The sequence below is a fragment of the Paenibacillus sp. FSL R7-0345 genome (assembly GCF_038595055.1).
Taxonomy (GTDB): Bacteria; Bacillota; Bacilli; order Paenibacillales; family Paenibacillaceae; genus Paenibacillus_AQ.
The window spans coordinates 2,964,925-2,980,036 of sequence record NZ_CP152002.1 but is presented as its reverse complement, the minus strand read 5'-3'; the positions used below and the strand labels follow the sequence as shown (position 1 = coordinate 2,980,036).

Genomic DNA, 15,112 nt, shown 5'->3' with positions numbered 1-15,112 from the left:
TAATGAAACCCGTAAAGACAATTCATACAAAGATGGAGTGCTGCCAAAGTGGAAAGTCTAAAGCTGCAGGAACGTTTGTTGAACCAGTGCATTTCAACAAAGGTGCCGGTAACCATTTTTACTACAAACGGAGTAAAAATGCAGGGACTCGTCACCTCTTACGACGCTTATACAATCACCCTGACAGGCCAGGGCGACGGAAAACAGAATGTATTGTTCAAATCTGCGGTCTCTACAGTAGTACCACTCAAGCCCGTTTCGCTTAAATAAGGTCAAAAGGAACACCGGAGCCAGCCTTCCCGGTGTTCCTTTTTTTAAGTCAATCAGTGTCGTTCAGGTCTATGGTCTCAGGCAGGGAATACCGCAGGCTTCACGCAGACAGGCTTGGATGTCTCGGCTTCATTACCTGTGAAGGTCAGCCGTCCAGTCGCTGTATCAAGAGCGAATACAACCAGGTTATTGCCGTCGCGGTTCGCTACAATCAGATATTGGCCGTCTGGTGTCACCGTGAAGTGGCGCGGATGGCCTCCCCGTGTAGACACATGCTCAACAACGGTAAGCTCCGCTGTTTCGGCGTTTACCGTATAGACCACAATGCTGTCATGGCCGCGGTTGGAACCGTACAGGAAACGTCCGTCCTTGGAGAAGGCGATTTCCGCACAGCCGTTGTCCGTATAGGAATAGTCAGCAGGCAGCGTCGGCACAGTAACTGCTGTCTTCAAGGTTCCTGATTCACTGTTATACAGGAAAGAGGTAACGGTGCTGTTCAGCTCGTTAATAACATAAGCAGACTTGCCGTCCGGATGGAAAACAAAATGACGTGGTCCTGCCCCGGCCTCCACCTTAATTTCACCCTGTACTTCAAGCGTACCGGCCTCGCGGTTGACGAGGTAAGTACGGATCAGGTCCAAGCCGAGATCGGAGACAAACAGGAAACGCTCGTCCGGGCTGAAAACAGCTGAATGCGGATGCGGCTTCTCCTGGCCGGGTACCGTTCCCTTGCCGGTATGTACAGCAGTATCTGTCAGGCGCACAGGCGTTCCGTCAGCATCTGTGCTCAGCAGGCCCACAAGGCCGCCATGATAGCTGCAAACTACGATAACTTCGCTGGCTGCATCCCTATTTATATGACAGGTGGTCGTCTGTCCGGCTGCGGAAGCCGGCATTGTGCCAATCCGGCTAAGCTCAGTCAGGCTGCCTGTCTGCGGATCAATGGCAAAGGTTACGACCTCGCCCTCTTTTACCCCTTCACTGTTAAGCTTTTCACCAATCGCATACAGCCGGTGCTTCGCAGTATCCACATTAACAAAGGTAGGATTGGCGATGCCCTGCACACTGTCTACCAGCTTCAGCGTACCTCCGGCCTCCCCGTCAAACTCATACACCTGCACTCCGTTATCCTCTGCACTCGCGTAGGAGCCGGTAAACAGCAGTAATTTGGTATTTTCTTTCATCTCGGTTTCCTCCTCCATTAGTCCATCCTGTATTTTATATGCAACCTGGCTCTCGTTCAAACAACAGCCATCTTTATAATTTACAATTTTTCAGCGTCTATGACAAATGCAACGGAAAAAATGACAAAAAACATTTCAAAAATAAGACTTCTCAAAGAAAAAAGATTGTGCTATAATGAAAGCGCTAACACGCGTCGTTAAAATTGTATAAAGGGGGAACACGAATGAGCAGCCTGCTGGAAGCCAGAAATGTATATGAGGACTTCGAGGTGGAAACAGACATTCTGTTCTTTAAGGTCGGGGACCATGATTTGGTCATTTTTCACGGCAGAAACTATAATATTAAAAAGAGAATGACTGCCGAGCAATTGAACCGTTTGTTGTCGAACTCCAGTTATTATCATGTATATGGAAGCTGCTACGTGAATCTGAACAAGATCAGCGCGATTGAGGACGACTGCATCTATTTCGGAGAAAAGGGGCTCTACGCCAAAAATGTCCGTGTTCCCAGACGGAAACAGGAAAGCATACGCCATCTGCTGAAAGGGCTTACTTCTTGAGCGTCCAATGTTTAAGAGTATAAGAATGCAGAATCAGGTTGTCCTTATGCATTCTTATGACTTCTGCCAATAAGCCGGAAGTGCACGGGAACCCCTGCGCTCCCGGCTTTTTCCTTTATCTTAATGAATTATTAAAAAGCTTTTATGCTTTTTTATACTTTCTTAAGGTTTGGAACCGGGATTTCTGGTAAAGTTGTAGAAAGACAGGCATCACCTATATCGAAGGGAGTCATTAATTATAATGGACAAAAAAGAATTTGAAGGAAACGAGCAATTGAACAACAACGCAACACCGGAAGAAACTGCTGCTTCTGCAAACACCAGTGAAGCATCAGTAGAAGCAGAAACGTTTTCTGCTGCGCCAGAAAACGTTAATCCAGCTAATATAGCTGCAGCAAACGCTTCGCCTGAAGCTGTCCCTGTCATGAACAAGGTTGGCGGCGGCTCTACACCACCTTCCTCCCCTAAGGGCGGCAAAGGCTGGATGATCGCTTCGATCGTCCTTGCGGCAGCACTGATTATAGTATTGATCAAACCGCCATTCCAGAAGGATGACAGCAGCACTGCGGTCGCTACCGTTAACGGTTCCGATATTACCAAAGCACAGCTGTACGATAAGCTGGTTGAAGCAGGCGGCGAAACTACCCTGCAGAATCTGATTACAACAACACTTGTTGACCAGGAAGCCAAGAAAGCCAACATTACGGTCACTGATGAAGACATCAACGCTGAAATTGAAGATCTGAAGACTCAGTTCGGCGGCGAAGATGCACTGAATGCCGCATTGGCCCAGAGCTCAATGACCCTTGATGATCTGAAAGCGCAAATGCCGCTGCAGGTTGAGATCCGCAAGCTGCTTGAGCCTAAGGTTACCGTGACCGATGAAGATGTTTCGACTTATTTCAATGAGAATAAAGCCACCTTTAACCAGGAAGAAGAAGTACAAGCTTCCCATATCCTTGTTGCCACTAAGGAAGAAGCTGATGCGATCGTTAAGCAGCTCAAAGAAGGCGCTGATTTCGCTACGCTGGCCAAAGAAAAATCCTCTGATACCGGTTCTAAAGATAAAGGCGGGGATCTTGGTTTCTTCAAAAAGGGAGACATGGTTACAGAGTTCTCTGATGCAGCCTTTGCCCTTAAAGTTGGTGAAACCAGCGGTGCTGTAAAGTCAGATTACGGCTATCATGTTATTAAGGTAACTGACCGCAAAGAAGCTCATGAATACACGCTGGAAGAAAAGAAAGAAGAAATCAAAAAGACCCTGATTTCCCAGAAGGTGTCCGAGATGTCCTCCACCTGGCTGCAGGATCTGACTACAAACGCTACGATTACCAACACACTTACAGATGAGCCTGAAGCTTCTGCTACCCCGGCAGCCTCTGCTGAACCGGAAGCTACAGAAGCACCTGCTGCTGAATAAGCTTGATTATCAAAAAAGGACCAGAGGGTTAACTTAACCTGCTGGTCCTTTTTATGCTGTCACTCCCGGCCGCGTGCAGCCTGTGCTAAGTGTTTTTCTTGCGGATTTGCTTGTCGTGATTCTCGCCCCACTCTTTGGCCTGTGACGTGGCAATTGCGATTGCCCGTCCTTCCTCATATCCTTCCTCCAGCAGCGCATTGGCGATTTCGATCGCCTTGTTGCGCACCGGCGCCATAAAATTCTTCAACGAATCCGGATAATCATCCTTGTTCCAAGGCATAACAAAAACCTCCTTAATCAGGTTATAGTAGTACTTATCCTGATTAAGGAGGTTTCAAACAGCTGCTTATTTAATTACTTTTACGCGGTCTTCGATCGGCTGGAATTCTTTAGGTCCCGGTGCTGTAACAGTTTTGCCGAACGGCAGCTGGGCAATCAGCTTCCATTCCGCCGGAATGCCGAAGGTTGCTTTCACTTCTTCATCGATCAGCGGGTTATAGTGCTGAAGCGAAGCGCCCAGACCGGCTTCAGAGAAAGCTGTCCATACTACGAACTGCAGAATACCCGAGGACTGGTTCGACCAGATTGGGAAATTGTCTGCATACAGGGCAAAATTCTCCTGCAGATTCTTCACAACTGCCTGATCTTCGAAGAACAGTACAGAGCCATAGCCTGCTTTGAACGAAGCCAGCTTCTGAGCCGTGCCTTCGAATTGCTCTGTCGGTACAATTTTGCGGAGTGTATCAGCAGTGATATCCCATAGTTTATCATGCTGTTCCCCCAGCAGAACTACCGCTCTGGAGCTTTGGGAGTTAAATGAAGTCGGGCTATGTAATACGGCCGCTTCAACAATTTCCTTGATTTGCTCATCGGAAATCGGGGATTCCTTGCTGATTGCATATACAGACCGTCTTGCTTCTACTGCTTCCAGAAAACTCTTAGACATAAGATAACTACCTCCACTTATTTTAGTAACTAACTTTTGTATATCTTAACACTTCTATTCCGATAAAACAACACCCATATCAGATTTTTTTCCTGCTGCCATTGTTTGTACCAACCTTATTGTCGCTGTAATCCGCTCCTTTATTCGCTTTCCACTATTTTCTATACTCACCTGGGCCGGATTCGAAACACCTGCCTCCTTCCGATATACAAAACAGCCGTAAATAAGCTACAATAGTTCCGCCAAATTGCTGAAGGAAGGTCCTAAATATGTTGTTTTCCGCTCCAAAACACAGCTTTCTGTTCAAAAAATCACCTTTATTCGCTTTAACCCTACTGCTGGCCGCCGTTTCTTTCCTGAGCGGCTGCAAAGACACAAAATTGTCAACAGCTATGCCTGAAGCAGCAGCTGTTAATGCAGACGCCTCTCTCAACGATGCCTTACCGGTATCCTTCTGGGTGGCCACAGATACCCATTACCTTGACAAGGCGCTTCAGGACGGCGGCACGGCGTTCCAGAGCTATGTAAGCAGCGGAGACGGCAAAATGCTGCCGTACAGCGATGAGCTTATGGAGGCGCTTGTGCATGATACCGAGCTGAAACAGCCGAAATTCCTGATCCTGAGCGGAGATCTGACGAACAACGGCGAAGCAAGCAGCCACAAAGAGCTTGCCGCCAAGCTGAAGCGGATTGAAGCTCACGGCACCTCTGTCTACGTGATTCCCGGCAATCACGATCTGTTTAATCCCTGGGCCAGATCCTTTAAGGATGATAAGCAGATTGTTACAGACCACATCACCAGCCAGGATTTCACGGAGCTGTATGCCGATTACGGGTACGATGAAGCTATTTCAAGAGATACGAACAGCCTGAGCTATGTTGCCAATGCCGCACCGGGCTTGTGGCTGCTGATGATCGACAGCAGCCAGTATATTAATAACGAGAAGTACGGATTCCCGCAGACGGACGGGCGGATTCTGCCGGCAACCTTATCCTGGATGAATGATTGTGTAGAGCTTGCTGCCAAGCAGAATGCCTCCATTATCACAGTGATGCACCATAACCTGCTGAGCCACACTTCCATGTCTGTATCCGGCTTCAAGCTGAATAACAGCCAGGAGACACTGGCCGCATTGCGCCGGGAGAGCCTTAATCTGGTCTTATCCGGACATATCCATATGCAGGATATCCGCCGTGATCCTGCTGCGGGCCAGGCGGCGGCCGATGCAGATGCTCTTCCGGTTTATGATATTGCCACCAGCGCTCTTGCCGTCAACCCGCACCAGTATGGCGCAATGACCTATGATCCGCAGTCCCGCAAAGTCACCTATAATACAGCTTCCGTTAATGTCGGGCAATGGGCCGCTGACAATGGAATTACGGACCCCAACCTGCTAAGCTTTAAAGAATATGCCGAGCAGTCGTTCGCCGAAAGCTCTTACAACAAAGCGATGAAGAATCTGCAGGACAGCAGCTTCAGTGAAGCCGACAAGCAATCCATGGCCCAAATGATGTCGGCGCTGAATGTTAAATATTTTGCCGGTACAGCCGGCCATGACGCTGAAGCTATTAAGGCGATGCCCGGTTATCAGCTATGGCTAAGCCAGAAGGAAGGCTTTATGTCCGGATACATCAGCAGCATGCTAAGGCCCAAGGAACAGAGCAATATAGCGCTTGAAGTGACCCTTACCACCCAGTAGGCAGCTTTGCTGCAGCAAAAAGCCGGAGCCCCCATTCAGGGAACTCCGGCTTTCATAGTTACAATTAAACTTTTACCGCAGATTAAGGACGTTCGATCCAGATATAGCCTTCCTCGTCCTTCTCTACTTTCGCATGCAGCCCTTCGGCCAGTACACGGAGCGGTACATTAGCATCCCCGTATTCATCCACAAACACCGGAAGCGGCAGCTTCACAGCCGTCCCGTTCACGAGTGCCTGATCGGAACCAATTTTGAATACAATTGAATCGCCGTAGACATCGTCAGTTACTGTGATGGACTTGGTTGCACCATCCCACTTCACTTGGGCATCAAGATCTTCTGCTACATAACGCAGCGGTACCCAGGTTGTGCCGCCAATATTTACAGGATAATAATAATCATCATCGTACGGTTCAATCATTAAGGTTTTGGCGGTGATGTTAAAGTCATCCTTAAGTACATTGTAGACGGTTGAGCCCGGCTCGAAATTACGCAGCGTTTCACCCGGAGTCAGCTCGGTGCTGCTCAGATCAAGAGCGCCTTCCTTGCTGATCAGGTCTGCAGTAACCGGTCCGTTCACGTTCCAGGTCTGGCTCTCCGACTGTACGGAAATGCTCTTCAGCGGCAGATCCTCACTGGTTGGCAAAGCAACGGTAAGGTCAATATTCTGCTTGCGGACATGGAAGCCGCTGTCTACAAACAGATCTACCTGCAGCTTGGTATCCTTGCTCAGAACCGTAGCCAGCTCAGGTGTAGTCTCATAAAGACTCTCAAGCTGTTTGTCGTAAACAAGCAGCAGCGCATCCACTGCCAGCTTGGCAGCATCATGGGCCACGGTTACAACGCCTTCCTTATCCTCCAGCGGAATGTCGCCGAAGCCAAGCATATCCAGCTCATCATCAGCTCCGGCAGCAGTCAGAAGCGGATACAGATAGTCATATAGACCGCCAATCAAAGCTGTGAAGCCTTCAGTATCCTTCGAAACGGATTTGAGGAAGCTCTTCACCAGGGCAGGCAGTTCTTCGCCTGTAATTTCGGTATGTAGCTTCGTCAGGTTAAGCTGCTGGCCATACACAGTTTCACTAACAGAGGTAGCGCTGATTGCAGCAGGGTTAGGCAGGTTTTTAACCACAAATTCGCTAACAAGCCTGGAGATATCCTGCAGCTTGCTCTCATCGAGCCCTTCTACACCCAGGGAAGCCTCATAATTCTCAAGCGGGAAGTAGAATGGCTGTTTAGCTCCCTCTGCATTAAATACAACGGCTTGCTGATCCATCGACAGGGTGAACGGTACAGTTGCCTGTTTGTAGGTCACCGAGCCGGCTGCGGAAAGATTTCCGTTGTCCTGCAGCTTAACATGAGCGACATTAACAGAAAAAGAATTGATAAGTTCGACCATTTCCAGATCCTCAGCACTGATTCCGTCAGCCGGAACCGCCTTTAAGGATAAGGTTGTACTGGATTCCACAGATTTGACATCAAGATCCCCCAGTAGTGCCTTGTTTACATCCAGCCCTCCAACCGTCTGACAACCTGCCAGAATCAGCAGCATTGCAAGTACCGGCAGCAGCCATTTAGTCCCCTTCTTCAATCTCCTCATAGCATGACTCCTTTTCGGTTATTTGTACATCTATCCATCAACTCAAAAGAGGAAGGACTTGAATTAAGGCTACAGCATAAACAAAGTTTTCCATTCAATATTTACCCAATCCTGGTAAAGGATAATCTTCATTACCGCCAGCACCGCCAGGTGAGCCGGATAAAAAGACCACCAAGCCCAGCGGGGCAGCCTTCTTTTTTCAAGAAAGGCCCATGCAGCCGGAAATACGGCAATCAGGATAGTCGGTACAATACTGAACAGCTGGACAAACCAGCCGCTGTAGAACAGGTAAAAGGCATTCAGCACAAAGTGTGCCAGAATCATATAATACGACCGTGTATAACGGAAGATCAGAACCAGGATCAGACCGTAAGCATTGTAGTCAAGCGGCAGAACATCCATTACATAAATAGCAATCAGCACAACCGGGATGCCCAGCCAGATGGACGGCAGCTTATCCAGTATGAGCAGGACAATGGCCGAGAGCAGCAGCGTAAAGACAACATTCCAGCCGCCGGGGTCAAGCGCCATATTGTACGGCACCTGGGCAATTACCGCAATCAGCAGCAGCCGCATAAGGTATCTGGGTCTCGACTTAGTATGTATATGCCCCTGCACAAGCCCGTAGCAGTAAATCGGAAAAGCGATTCTTCCAATGATTCTCCAGCCCATCTCATCCGGGAAAAAGATGTAGCCCATGTGGTCAATCAGCATCGTCAGCATTGCAATAATCTGCATCTCAGCTCCGGCCTCCAGTTAAAGTTCTTTGAGTGCTATTATCCAATGCTTTGCCGGACAGCGCAAGCCTGTCTATTATTTCCACAGCATGCATCCGTTTTCCTTCTATTTAGGAGCCTATATAAAAAGAGAGCCGCCTCCGCAGATGCGAAGACGGCATGAAGGTACAGATCAGAACAACAGGCCTGCCGAATAGTTCTCGCCTTCCAGCAGGTCATATTCCACAAGGCGGTAATCGTCCAGCAGTCCCTGCTGTTTCGGGGTCAGCCCGCTAAACGGACCGGAGCTGCCGAGCAGGACAGCTTTGCTGAGGCCGGGAATCTCATTTTGGACTTGTTCCAGCAGCTTATAATACGGTGGCAGAGACATTCCGGACAGCCGGAATACCTCCGGTCCCAGAAACGCCGGGCTGAGTGTTCCGAGCGGATCGGCTCCGATATCAAAGTTGGCCAGCACCATCAGCTTGGTCTCATGCTTCAGCCTGGGCTCACCGTCCCAGCCCGCATCCGTATAAATTCCTGCCGACAGCGCCGGCAGATGGTCACCCCAAAATACGGCGATTGTCGGCCGCTCTATCGTAAGCAGCTCCTGCTGCAGGTCGGCCAGCGCTTCGTCTGTAAGCCTGGCATTCTGGGCATAGGTTTCGATTTCATCTTTATATCCGGCCTGAACTCCGCTGACACTAATCGTATTCGGCCCGTTCAGCCCTTTGGTGAACGGAAAATGGTTCTGCATCGTTACCAGATGAAGAAACAGCGGGTCTGCTGCTGACTTTAGCCGGCGCACCGCCTCCTGTACGGCGAACTTGTCGGAGATATAACCGTCAGGGGTGATCCGGCCGCTGTCACCCAGATCCTTTTCGCTGGTAAAGGAATCGAAGCCAAGCACAGGATACACACGGTTGCGGTTATAAAAGGTTGCATCAAAAGGATGCAGCGCTTCCGCCTTGTACCCCCGCTCCTTCAGAATGCTGACGATGGACGGCATTGAGGACATTTTGACCAGCCGCTGCTGATAGGGTATAGACCCGTCATTCAAAAAGTACATGGACAACCCGGTCAGCGCTTCAAACTCCACGTTGGCCGTGTTTCCGCCAAATTCCGGTGAGAGCAGATACCCCGACGGTACTTTAGACTCCGCCGCATGAATGAAGCTGAGCGGATCTTCACTGAAAGCAAGCCCTTCCAGCCGGGTAAGGTCAAAGAAGGCTTCATCCATCATGAACAGAATATTGGGCTGCTCCCCGGCAGCAGACGCACGCACGGCAGCCGGCTGTTCACTGTACCTGGCGGCAATTTCTTTAATTGCCTGACGGCTGTACCCTTCCGGCTGCTCCATCAGATTCTGCTTCAGATTACCGGTAAAAGCGTACAGAAAACCGTTCTGTGTATAATTCACCTTCTGGTTCCAGAATACATTCTGGTATTTCAGCGAGGACGCAAGTGAGCTCTGCCCGCCGACCATACTGATAAATCCGGCCAGCATAAGGATGGATGCTGAGCCCAGCAGAAACCTAAGCGGCAGGCGCAGCTTCAGCACCGGCAGCCTCCGCAGCAGCCAGATCAGCACAGCAGCGGATAACACGGCTGCTGCCAGCATCAGCGGCGAGATCATGCCTTTTGTAATAGTGCGCATATCTGCCGCATTTTTAAGCAGCAGCAGATCCCAGGGAAACAGCGGCTCCCCGGTCGTCGCCAGCTTTTTATAATCTGCAGTAGCCGTTATAGCAACAAGCAGTATAATGATTCCGGGCCCGATGTACATATTGGGCAGAATGACCAGAGCTGCAAGCAGCAGAAAGAAGAAAAAGAGGCTGCCGGTTATATACAGCAGCGGATACTGGGAAATCCAGCCGAACATGCGCTGGAAATCCAGACCAAATGAGGCGGTCTGCAGGCAGGAATTTAGCAGAAAGCCGGTAAAAAGCAGGCCGGCAGCCAGCAGGAAGACTCTCCGGGACAACAGCGTGTGGCGCAAAATAATCACTCCTAACTATACTAAACGTGTAGTATACGCCATTTTCCTTAAAGCAGGATTAAATTTTGGCCAGCCTTTTGCGCCGCTGCTCCTATTCTTGACCTCTGTCTGCCGGGGATATACTTTTTTATACAAGCAAAAAAGCGGGAAGCAGCACCTTGGCTGCATCCCGCCCTATTTTAAACATTTCAACACGCAAGGCCAGCCAAGCTTGACCGTACTATTTTACATACAGACGGCTGGTCTCTTCCCAGAACTCACCCGGTGCCAGGCTGAACAGGCCGATTTGATCAGCCGGAAGATCAACCTTAGGCGCATTAACTAGGTTAATCTGCGGTTCAGGGCAAAAGAAGCCTTCGGTCGCCCCGTTGTTCCAGATCATCCACTGCTTGTACGATGTTCCAACATCATAAACCAGGGTTACCCCGGATTTGCTGTCTGTGAGTTCCATCCGGTTACGGCCATTCTGGGCCACTGCAGTATAGTGATTGTCCATTGACGCATAGAACGGATACAAACCTTCATCACGCAGGGCAATTTCGTCCGCGGTCAGCTCCTGATAAGCACCCGTAGGCAGCATACGCTCGTTAAGCTCCCAGCGTTCACCAATGGTCAGCTTCACTTTGTAATCCTGCGGTGTACTGCCCGGTGCAAACGGTGCATTAATGGCAGTATGGAACGCCAGCAGACACGGCATCAGCTCTTCACCGTCATTGTGCACCAGCAGCTGCTTGGATAATCCGCCCTCACCCAGCGTATAGCGCAGCTTAACGGTATATTTGAACGGCAGATATTGATAGGAAGGATGGTCCTCATCCACCTTGATGGCTACTGTGACAAAGCTTTCGCTTTTACCGCTGCCGAATTCCTCCACTTCCCAGGCAGAAGTATGTAAAAACCCATGCAGATGGTTGCCGGTCGCCGTCTCATTCACCGGAAGGTGATACGTCTGGCCGTTAAACGGAAATTCCCCGTCCTCATAACGGTTTGGAGGGAACAGCACCGGAATGCCGTGAATCCCGGGACTGGCTTTAAAAGCCTCCATTTCCTCAGCAGCGGGCTCATGCAGGAAGCGGTATCCGTTCTCAGTATCGCGGAAGCAGATCAGGTTGCCCCCGATGTGCGGCAGAATGGCCGCCTCATAACGTCCGGCCTTCAGCCAGACCGCAGCTTCACCTTCAAATTGTCCTTCATATGCAGTAATCGACATCGTAAATTTCTTCTCCCTTCCATATTCTCAAAATGACTCTCTTAAATAGATTAACACATCTGCGGAAGCGGTAACATGGCATTTTTACAATTGTTCCACTTCGACGCTCATGACATGTTCTATTTTTTTCACATCATAGTAGATTTCTGTCGCATAATCATGGTCAGGCGCGGACAAAACCATATCAATCAGCTGTCTGCCGTCATCCAGATCCTTGATTTTCATCCGGCGGATGGACCGGCCCGGTTTACGTGTTTTACGCTGTTCTGTCATTGGCCGCCCCTCAATCTTCTGGATAACCTCTGTCAGCACGTAGTTGGGCTCCATGATGATTTTGACGGAGATTTCATGCTTGTTAAGCACCTCAGGGCCAATCGCCTTGATCAGCAGCGGAACTGCGTTAACAGCGAACATAAGCAGCACTACCGCATACCCCGCTTCCAGATAAAAGCCTGCGCCTACCGCAATTCCGATCCCTGAGGCAGTCCAGATCAGCGCCGCTGAGGTCAGACCCGAAATGGCATCTCCGCCCCTGCGCAAAATAACACCGGCCCCCAGGAAACCGATCCCGCTGACAATCTGTGCCGCCAGACGCATCGGGTCCATCGTAGGATGTTCTGCCCCGCCAAACTTGTCGTAGGCATGAATGGAGACAAGCGTCACCAGACAGCTTGCGATGCTGATAACCATGCTGGTCCGGATCCCCAGCGGTTTCTGCTTTAATTGCCGGTCGATGCCGATGAACAGCCCGAACAGCATGGCTACCAGCAGTTTTACAATCGATTCAGTATGAAGATCAATACTCATGGCTCCTCCTCTAAAAAACAGATAGAATCAGTATACCTCAAAACGGCGGCCAGGCTTGATACAATTTAAAATAAAGAGGAAATTAAAATAAAGAAGAAACGCATGCCGCTCTGCCGCATACTGCATTAACCCGTGAGAGGCTGCTGCAGCTGTGCCGCTGATGGAATCCGTTTCTTCGGAAGGAGGAACTATTCTTTAAATGCTTATGCAGGGCTATTCCCGTTTAGAATGGACTACCCATGCAGCAGGGATTCTGCACCGTCACAATAAATTTCTGTACCTGTAATATGATCGGAATCATTGGAAGCAAGGAACAGGGCCAGCTTGGCTACCTGATCCGGACGTCCCGGCGCTTCCTCAAGCGGCTGATCGCCATCCGGGAACTCGACCTGGATCTGCACTTCCTGGAGATCCTCAGAAGGGTAGGTATTGTCATCGATATTGGTAGTGATCGCACCAGGACAGATGGCGTTGACCCTGATATTGTACTGGGCCAGCTCAAGCGCCGCCATTTTCATAAAAGCGACCTGCCCCGCCTTGGTGGTGCTGTAAGCTGAGAACCCGATATTGGAAAAGACACGGTTACCGTTAATCGAGCTGTTAATCAGAATGCTGCCGCCCTTCTCCTTGAGATGCGGTATCGCGTATTTGACCGTTGCAAATGTCCCCCGCAAGTTGATGTGAATGGTCTGATCCCAGTCCTCTATCTCCATCGTTTCAATCGGGGCCATTGCTCCGTTAATTCCGGCATTTGCAAATACAATATCCAGCCGGCCCCACTTGGCCGCAGCCTGATTGATGGCTTCCTTCACCTGCTGAGGCTGTTCAATATCACACTCGATGACATGCGCCTCACCGCCCGCCTGCTCTACCTGACGCTTCACTTTTTCAGCATTATCAAGGGTACGGTCCAGCAGGATCACCTTGGCTCCGTTTCTGGCGAATTCCAGAACAGACGCCTTGCCTATACCGGAACCGCCGCCGGTTACAACTGCTACTTTGCCTGCTAATTTAAGTTCTGCCATCGTTATGTTCCCTCCTGTTGTTGTTCTTTCCCTAACCTTTACCTCGCATTCAATAAAATGAACCGCGCTCTTGAGATTTTGACTTCCGACATTAACGTGGATAACATTAGAAATAGCAGCAACAATCTGTAATGACATTCACACTTAAACGCATGCAGAGGAGACTGGTGATATGAAGACACATAACGAAGACATCCGTGAGCAGATTTATGAGGCTGTATCCGGCCTGTCATCAGAAACGCTGAATCAGAAGCCTGCTGAGGGCAAATGGTCAGCTGTGCAGGTCATGGAGCATCTTTATCTAATGGAAAAAGCTATTACCGCGGGTATTATGCAGGCACTCTCGGCTGACAGCGACACAACCACTGAGCCGAAGCCTTATCAGCTGACGCTTGACCGCTCCCGGTTTATTGATGCCCCGGCCCATCTGGTACCTACTGAGGAATTCATTCCGCTTGGCGATGTCCGGGCGCGGCTGGACCAGTCCCGTGCAGCGCTGGAAGCGGTGCTGGCCCAGAGTGACAGGGATGTATGGAGCCGGAAGGTGTATCCGCATCCTGTATTCGGAATTATGGATGTGGCGCAGTGGGTTGATTTTGTCGGCATTCATGAAGAGCGCCACCTTGCCCAGCTTAAAGAGGCGCTGGCAGCGGTCTGAGTGTGAAAATGGAGATTATACGCAGCACAAAATGGACCGCGCAGAATATAATCTGCAGCGGTCCATTTTTGTTATCTAGCTTAACCGGCTTAAGGGGCTTACATAGTAATGCGACTCAGCCGTTATTTCAAAGCCGGTGTTCTGATATAGCTTTAAAGCCTGGATGTTTCCGGTCACTACGCTTAGACGAATCTTCAATCCTTCTTGCGGTGAAAGGAGATCGACGGCCGCGGCTAAAATCTTTCTGCCAATCCCCCTGCCCTGCTGATCAGGCACAACACAAAAATCATGGATAACGGCCAGCGAATGACCCGGATAGTGAATCCGGAGCATCCCCGCTGGTCCAACGCCTGTCTCAGCAATATAGGTCACCCGGTCCGGAGTTGCGGTACGCTTCAGATAGCTGCGCGTCCATTCCGCAGAATCACCAAAGGCCTGCGACAGGCAAGCTACCATGAATTCTGAATCCAGTGCCTCTGCCCGGCGGATGACCACATCCCGGGTTTGATGGATGCACTGGTGTAATGCAGCTGCCTTCCCGTTGTTTAACATCATGGTGTACTGGGCAGCGGCAAAATCTGCGCCTAACATACGCACAGCCTGAATTCCCGGCTCAGAGTCGGCGGGAACCCGAATACGGCAGGTGGACAGCCTCTGCTTGCGCATATCCTTCACGGCTTCCTGCAAGAGGCTGCGGAAAATCCCCTGTTTCCGGAAGTCCGGATGAACCATAGCATTAAGATTGGCTTCTATACCGTCTGAAGTATACCAGCTGAGAAATCCGGTTAACCGGCCGCCGCTCAGGTAAAGATAGGCTTCATCACCACCAGCTTCCTTCAGGCTTTCAATGCCTACCCGCAGACTGGAGCTGTCCGCTGTTTTACATATTTGTTCCAGGCTGCGGACCAGCTCAAGCTGAGCGTCACTGTAATCTGTCATTTTGTAGATAAGGTGCTGCATTAAGGATAACCTCATTTTAGAGGGAACTATGCAGTTTATGGACGATCAGGCATTATT

Annotated in this window: 16 protein-coding genes; 6 read left to right on the top strand and 10 right to left on the bottom strand. The window is 50.0% G+C overall.

All coding sequences use genetic code 11. The features are described from left to right. Positions 1–48 precede the first annotated feature (48 nt). On the top strand, positions 49–270 hold the full coding sequence (hfq, locus tag NST84_RS12575; protein ID WP_039872699.1) for an RNA chaperone Hfq: 222 nt from the start codon (positions 49–51) through the stop codon (positions 268–270). A gap of 77 nt (positions 271–347) precedes the next feature. Here hfq and NST84_RS12570 read toward each other — a convergent pair whose 3' ends face one another. Continuing rightward, positions 348–1,454 (bottom strand): lactonase family protein, encoded by a 1,107-nt coding sequence (locus NST84_RS12570; protein WP_342565894.1) that lies wholly within the window; start codon positions 1,452–1,454, stop codon positions 348–350. A 224-nt stretch (positions 1,455–1,678) separates the two neighbouring features. On the opposite strand from NST84_RS12570, the gene NST84_RS12565 reads away from it, so the two are divergent. Next, complete coding sequence (locus NST84_RS12565; protein ID WP_054940276.1) at positions 1,679–2,014, top strand: LytTR family transcriptional regulator DNA-binding domain-containing protein; 336 nt, start codon at positions 1,679–1,681, stop codon at positions 2,012–2,014. A 241-nt stretch (positions 2,015–2,255) separates the two neighbouring features. Beyond that, the gene (locus tag NST84_RS12560; protein WP_342565893.1) at positions 2,256–3,434 is read left to right on the top strand and encodes a peptidylprolyl isomerase; all 1,179 of its coding nucleotides are present in this window, start codon (positions 2,256–2,258) and stop codon (positions 3,432–3,434) included. Positions 3,435–3,519: 85 nt separating this feature from the next. On the opposite strand, the gene NST84_RS12555 is transcribed toward NST84_RS12560, so the two are convergent. Continuing rightward, positions 3,520–3,714 (bottom strand): DUF2188 domain-containing protein, encoded by a 195-nt coding sequence (locus NST84_RS12555; RefSeq protein ID WP_342565892.1) that lies wholly within the window; start codon positions 3,712–3,714, stop codon positions 3,520–3,522. A gap of 66 nt (positions 3,715–3,780) precedes the next feature. After that, entirely contained in the window at positions 3,781–4,380 is a 600-nt protein-coding gene (locus NST84_RS12550; RefSeq protein ID WP_342565891.1) for a nitroreductase family protein, read from the bottom strand. A gap of 247 nt (positions 4,381–4,627) precedes the next feature. On the opposite strand from NST84_RS12550, the gene NST84_RS12545 reads away from it, so the two are divergent. Together NST84_RS12545 and NST84_RS12540 are read left to right on the top strand one after the other, a co-directional pair. Then, on the top strand, positions 4,628–4,780 hold the full coding sequence (locus NST84_RS12545) for a hypothetical protein (protein WP_342565890.1): 153 nt from the start codon (positions 4,628–4,630) through the stop codon (positions 4,778–4,780). Beyond that, positions 4,773–6,080, top strand: coding sequence for a metallophosphoesterase (locus NST84_RS12540; protein WP_342565889.1), 1,308 nt, complete (start codon positions 4,773–4,775; stop codon positions 6,078–6,080). The genes NST84_RS12545 and NST84_RS12540 overlap by 8 nt, the downstream gene beginning before the upstream one ends. Positions 6,081–6,162: 82 nt before the next feature. Here NST84_RS12540 and NST84_RS12535 read toward each other — a convergent pair whose 3' ends face one another. The 6 genes from NST84_RS12535 to NST84_RS12510 all read right to left on the bottom strand — a co-directional run bounded on the left by NST84_RS12535 (position 6,163) and on the right by NST84_RS12510 (position 13,437). Beyond that, the gene (locus tag NST84_RS12535) at positions 6,163–7,680 is read right to left on the bottom strand and encodes a copper amine oxidase N-terminal domain-containing protein (RefSeq protein WP_342565888.1); all 1,518 of its coding nucleotides are present in this window, start codon (positions 7,678–7,680) and stop codon (positions 6,163–6,165) included. Positions 7,681–7,749: 69 nt separating this feature from the next. Next, the gene (locus NST84_RS12530; RefSeq protein ID WP_342565887.1) at positions 7,750–8,418 is read right to left on the bottom strand and encodes a TraX family protein; all 669 of its coding nucleotides are present in this window, start codon (positions 8,416–8,418) and stop codon (positions 7,750–7,752) included. 171 nt (positions 8,419–8,589) lie between these two features. Continuing rightward, on the bottom strand, positions 8,590–10,395 hold the full coding sequence (locus NST84_RS12525; protein WP_342565886.1) for an LTA synthase family protein: 1,806 nt from the start codon (positions 10,393–10,395) through the stop codon (positions 8,590–8,592). 220 nt (positions 10,396–10,615) lie between these two features. Beyond that, positions 10,616–11,605 (bottom strand): aldose 1-epimerase, encoded by a 990-nt coding sequence (locus tag NST84_RS12520; protein WP_342565885.1) that lies wholly within the window; start codon positions 11,603–11,605, stop codon positions 10,616–10,618. 84 nt (positions 11,606–11,689) lie between these two features. Continuing rightward, a complete protein-coding gene (locus tag NST84_RS12515) occupies positions 11,690–12,412 on the bottom strand; it encodes an MgtC/SapB family protein (protein ID WP_342565884.1) in 723 nt (240 codons plus the stop codon). Positions 12,413–12,645: 233 nt separating this feature from the next. Further along, a complete protein-coding gene (locus NST84_RS12510) occupies positions 12,646–13,437 on the bottom strand; it encodes an SDR family NAD(P)-dependent oxidoreductase (protein ID WP_342565883.1) in 792 nt (263 codons plus the stop codon). 172 nt (positions 13,438–13,609) lie between these two features. Here NST84_RS12510 and NST84_RS12505 point away from each other — a divergent pair, with 172 nt between their 5' ends. Then, complete coding sequence (locus NST84_RS12505) at positions 13,610–14,095, top strand: DinB family protein (RefSeq protein ID WP_342565882.1); 486 nt, start codon at positions 13,610–13,612, stop codon at positions 14,093–14,095. A gap of 75 nt (positions 14,096–14,170) precedes the next feature. Here NST84_RS12505 and NST84_RS12500 read toward each other — a convergent pair whose 3' ends face one another. Then, the gene (locus NST84_RS12500; protein WP_342565881.1) at positions 14,171–15,055 is read right to left on the bottom strand and encodes a GNAT family N-acetyltransferase; all 885 of its coding nucleotides are present in this window, start codon (positions 15,053–15,055) and stop codon (positions 14,171–14,173) included. Between the last annotated feature and the right edge of the window lie 57 nt (positions 15,056–15,112).